Origin of the sequence: Mesorhizobium sp. M4A.F.Ca.ET.090.04.2.1, assembly GCF_003999085.1 — a bacterium.
Lineage (GTDB): Bacteria > Pseudomonadota > Alphaproteobacteria > Rhizobiales > Rhizobiaceae > Mesorhizobium.
Window position 1 is genome coordinate 1 of sequence record NZ_RZOT01000504.1, and the last position, 4587, is coordinate 4587.

Genomic DNA, 4587 nt, shown 5'->3' on the forward strand with positions numbered 1-4587 from the left:
ATACTGCGCCATCCAAAGGGGCCGATCACACTGATCGACGAGAGCTACAACGCCAATCCGGCGTCGATGGCGGCGGCCATGGCGCTGCTCAACGCCACGCCGGTGTCGGGCGAGGGCAGGCGCATCGCGGTGCTCGGCGACATGCTGGAGCTCGGCAGCCATTCGGCGAAGCTGCATGCAGCGCTTGCCGAGCTGATTATCGGCACGGGCACGCAAACCGTCTTTCTCGGCGGCCCCGAAATGCGGGCGCTCGCCGAAATACTGCCCAGCGACGTCAATACCGAGTACCGCGCCGGCGCCGAGGAGTTGAAGCCGCTGTTGCTGTCCGCGGTGCGGCCTGGCGACGTGGTCATGGTCAAGTCGTCGAAAGGCATTGGATTTTCAAAGCTGGTCGAGGCGTTGCTCGGCAAATTTCCGGCGCAAGCCGCAACCATTGAACAGACCTAGGGGTCAGGTCCGGGGGACGGAATTTCATGTTCACATTGCTCGTCGATTTTGCGGACAAGATCTCTGTCTTCAACGTCTTCCGCTACATCACCTTCCGCACCGGCGGGGCGTTGATCACTTCGGCGCTGATCGTCTTCATATTCGGGCCGACCATCATCAATTCGCTGAGGCTGCGGCAAGGCAAGGGTCAGCCGATCCGCGCCGATGGCCCGCAGACACATTTCAAGAAGGCTGGCACGCCGACCATGGGCGGGCTGATGATCCTTTCCGGCATCATCGGCTCGTCGCTGCTGTGGGCGAACCTCTCCAGTATCTATGTCTGGGTGGTTCTGCTGGTGACCATCGGCTTCGGCTCGATCGGCTTCTATGACGACTATCTGAAGGTGACCAAACAGTCGCATCTCGGCTTTTCCGGCAAGGCGCGGCTGGCGATCGAATTCGTCATCGCCTGCATCGCCGCCTGGGTGATCATGCATAACGGTCAGGCGCCGTTCTCCTCGTCGCTGACCTTTCCCTTCGCCAAGGAATTTATCATCAACCTCGGCTGGTTCTTCGTGCCGTTCTCCTGCTTCGTCATCGTCGGCGCCGGCAACGCGGTGAACCTGACCGACGGCCTCGACGGCTTGGCGATCGTGCCGATCATGATCGCGGCCGCATCCTTCGGCGTTATCGCCTATCTTTCCGGCAACGCCGTGTTCGCCGAATATCTGCAGATCCACTTCGTTCCCGGCACCGGCGAACTGGCGGTGGTGCTTGGCGCGGTGATCGGCGCCGGCCTCGGCTTCCTGTGGTTCAACGCGCCGCCGGCCGCCATCTTCATGGGCGACACCGGCTCGTTGGCGATGGGCGGCCTGATCGGCACGGTCGCGGTCGCGACCAAGCACGAGATTGTGCTGGTTATCGTCGGCGGCCTGTTCGTGGTCGAGATCCTGTCGGTCATCATCCAGGTCGGCTACTTCAAGATGACCGGCAAGCGCGTATTCCTGATGGCGCCGATCCATCATCATTTCGAAAAGCTCGGCTGGACCGAAAGCCAGGTGGTGATCCGCTTCTGGATCATCGCGGTGATCCTGGCGCTGGTCGGCCTGTCGACCCTCAAGCTCAGATAGGCCGCCGCTTGATCCCCGCCTCATCCTTTTCAGGCAAGCGCGTTTCGCTCTTCGGGCTCGGCGGTTCGGGGATCGCGACCGCGCATGCGCTGATCGCCGGCGGGGCCGACATCCTTGCCTGGGACGACAATCCGGATAGCGTCACCAAGGCCGCCGCCGCCGGGATCGCGACGGGCGACCTGCACGGTGCCGACTGGTCGCGCTTCTCCGCCTTCGTGCTGTCGCCCGGCGTGCCGCTGACGCATCCGAAGCCTCACTGGACGGTGGAACTCGCGCGGGGCGCCGGCGTCGAGGTCATCGGCGATATCGAGCTGTTCTGCCGCGAGCGGATCCTGCGGGCGCCGACGGCTCCCTTCATCGCCATTACCGGCACCAACGGCAAATCAACGACCACGGCGCTGACCGCGCATATCCTGAAATCGGCGGCGCGCGACACGCAGATGGGTGGCAATATCGGCCGCGCCATCATGACGCTCGATCCACCGGAAGAGCGACGCCACTACGTCGTCGAATGCTCCTCCTACCAGATCGACCTCGCGCCCTCGATCAATCCGACGGCCGGCATCCTGCTCAACCTGACACCCGATCATCTCGACCGCCACGGCACCATGGCGCACTACGCCTCGATCAAGGAGCGGCTGGTGGCCGGTAGCGAGACGGCAATCGTCGGCGTTGACGATTCCTGGTGCGCGCAGATCGCCGACCGGCTGGAGCGCGCCGGCAGGCCGGTCATCCGCATTTCCAAGCGCCTGCCGCTGACCGACGGCTACTTCGCCGATGGCAGCAACCTGATGGAAGCCGTGCATGGCCGTTACAGTCGTGTCGCCTTCCTGGAAGGTATCGGCTCGCTACGCGGCCAGCACAATGCGCAGAACGCACTGGCCGCGGTCGCCGCCTGTCTCAAGGTCGGGCTGGACCTCGGCGAGATCCAGGCGGGGCTGGAAAGCTTTCCGGGCCTGGCGCATCGCATGGAGCAGGTCGGCCGCAAGGGCCATGTGCTCTTCGTCAACGATTCCAAGGCGACCAATGCCGATGCGGCGGCTCCAGCCCTGTCCAGCTTCAACCGCATCTACTGGATCGCCGGCGGCCTGCCCAAGGAAGGCGGCATCGAGCCGCTGCGCGGCTTCTTCCCGCGCATCGCCAAGGCCTATCTGATCGGCGAGGCGGCACCCGCCTTGTCGGCGACGCTGGGCGAGGCGGTGCCCTACGAGATCTCCGGTACGCTGGCGGCGGCTGTCGAGCATGCCGCGCGCGACGCCGCCAATGACGATGGCGGCGAGGCGGTCGTGCTGCTGTCGCCCGCCTGCGCCAGTTTCGACCAATTCAAGAATTTCGAAGTGCGCGGCGAAGCCTTCAGGCAAGCTGCGAGCGCTATAGATGGCGTGAAACCCATCGGAGGGGCACGTTAATGCAAAGCCGTCTCGACAAAAGTCCGGTAGCCACCTGGTGGTGGACGATCGATCGCTGGTTCCTGGCGGCATTCCTGTCGCTGATGGGTCTGGGCATCGTGCTCTCCTTCGCGGCGAGCCCGGCGGTGGCCGAACGCATCGGCCTAGACAGCTTCCACTTCGCCACCAGGCAGATCATCTTCACCGTGCCGGCGCTCGGCGTGATGCTCGCCGTCTCCTTCCTGGAATCGCGGCAGATACGGCGCATGGCGCTGGTGATCCTGTGCACCATGCTGGTGCTGATGGTGGCGGTGCTCTATGTCGGCGTCGAGGTCAAAGGCGCGCGGCGCTGGGTATCGCTTGCTGGCCTCTCCATCCAGCCGTCGGAGTTCCTGAAGCCGGCCTTCGTCATCGTTTGCGCATGGCTCTTCGCCGAGCACAAGCGCCAGCCCGACATTCCCGGCAATCTGTTTGCCCTGCTGCTCCTGGTTCTGGTCGTCTCGCTTCTCGTCGCCCAGCCCGACCTTGGCCAGACCATGCTGGTGACCGGCACGTGGGGGGTCATGTTCTTCATGGCGGGCCTGCCGTGGCTGTGGATCATCGCGCTCGGCGTCACCGGCGTCAGCGGCCTGTTCGCCGCCTATACCGTGTTTCCACACGTCGCCGCCCGCATCGACAAGTTCCTGACCGGCGAGGGCGACACCTTCCAGGTCGACATGGGGCGCGAGGCGTTGATCAATGGCCACTGGTTCGGCGTCGGCCCGGGCGAGGGCACGGTCAAGCGGGTCATCCCCGACAGTCATGCCGACTTCGTCTTCTCGGTCGCCGGCGAGGAGTTCGGGCTGGTGATGTGCTTCTTCATTATGTCGATCTTCGCCTTCATCGTGCTGCGCGGCCTCAACACCGCGCTCAAGGAACACGACGACTTCGCGCGCTATGCCGTTGGCGGTCTGGTCACGGTGTTTGGCCTGCAGTCGGCCATCAACATGTGCGTCAACCTGCAACTGATGCCGGCCAAGGGCATGACGCTGCCGTTCATCTCCTATGGCGGCTCCTCGCAGATCGCCATCGCCATCTCGATGGGCATGGTGCTGGCCTTGACGCGCAGGCGGCCCGAGAAGCGCAAGCAGATGGGTTTTTCCTTCCCGCAGCGCGCCATGCCGGCGGAGTGATATGTCGCGGGGTGTGATCCTTCTGGCGGCGGGCGGCACGGGCGGACATCTCTTCCCGGCCGAAGCGCTGGCACATGAGCTCAATGAGCGCGGCTGGAAGGTGCATCTGGCCACCGACCATCGCGCCGAGCGCTATTCCGGCCAGTTCCCGGCTGTCAACATCCATCCGATCCAGTCGGCGACGCTTGGCTCGAAGAATCCGCTGGCGGTGCTGTCGGCCTTCTGGACGATCTGGCGCGGTGTGCGGCAGGCCTCGAAGATCATCGCCAGGATCAAGCCGGAAGCCGTCGTCGGCTTTGGCGGTTATCCGACATTGCCGCCGCTCTATGCCGCGACACGGCGCAGGGTGCCGTCGCTGATCCATGAGCAGAACGCGGTGATGGGCCGCGCCAACAGGGCGCTGGCCGGCCGCGTCGACGCCATCGCCGGCGGTTTCCTGCCGGAGGACGAAAGTGCTGCCGGCGCCAAGAC

General features: G+C 64.6%; 5 protein-coding genes. All 5 read left to right on the forward strand.

Features of this window, described 5'->3' with window-relative positions:
* Nucleotides 1-447: cyanophycin synthetase (locus EN781_RS26680; protein ID WP_281034397.1), on the forward strand; the 447-nt coding region annotated here is incomplete at its 5' end.
* A 26-nt stretch (nt 448-473) separates the two neighbouring features.
* Nucleotides 474-1556, forward strand: a complete 1083-nt coding sequence (gene mraY, locus EN781_RS26685; RefSeq protein ID WP_126053895.1) for a phospho-N-acetylmuramoyl-pentapeptide-transferase — start codon at nt 474-476, stop codon at nt 1554-1556.
* Between the two features lie 8 nt (nt 1557-1564).
* Nucleotides 1565-2965 carry a UDP-N-acetylmuramoyl-L-alanine--D-glutamate ligase gene (gene murD, locus EN781_RS26690; protein ID WP_126053896.1) on the forward strand — a complete coding sequence of 467 codons (1401 nt, stop codon included), beginning with the start codon at nt 1565-1567 and terminating at the stop codon, nt 2963-2965.
* Nucleotides 2965-4116, forward strand: a complete 1152-nt coding sequence (ftsW, locus tag EN781_RS26695) for a putative lipid II flippase FtsW (protein WP_126053897.1) — start codon at nt 2965-2967, stop codon at nt 4114-4116. The genes murD and ftsW overlap by 1 nt, the downstream gene beginning before the upstream one ends.
* A gap of 1 nt (nt 4117) precedes the next feature.
* On the forward strand, nt 4118-4587 hold a 470-nt coding region (locus EN781_RS26700), incomplete at its 3' end, for a glycosyltransferase (RefSeq protein ID WP_189347879.1).

Bases quoted from the DNA above. Each gene is read 5' to 3' on its own strand.
- mraY (WP_126053895.1), top strand. From the start codon at position 474: ATGTTCACATTGCTCGTCGATTTTGCGGACAAGATCTCTGTCTTCAAC.
- ftsW (WP_126053897.1), top strand. From the start codon at position 2,965: ATGCAAAGCCGTCTCGACAAAAGTCCGGTAGCCACCTGGTGGTGGACG.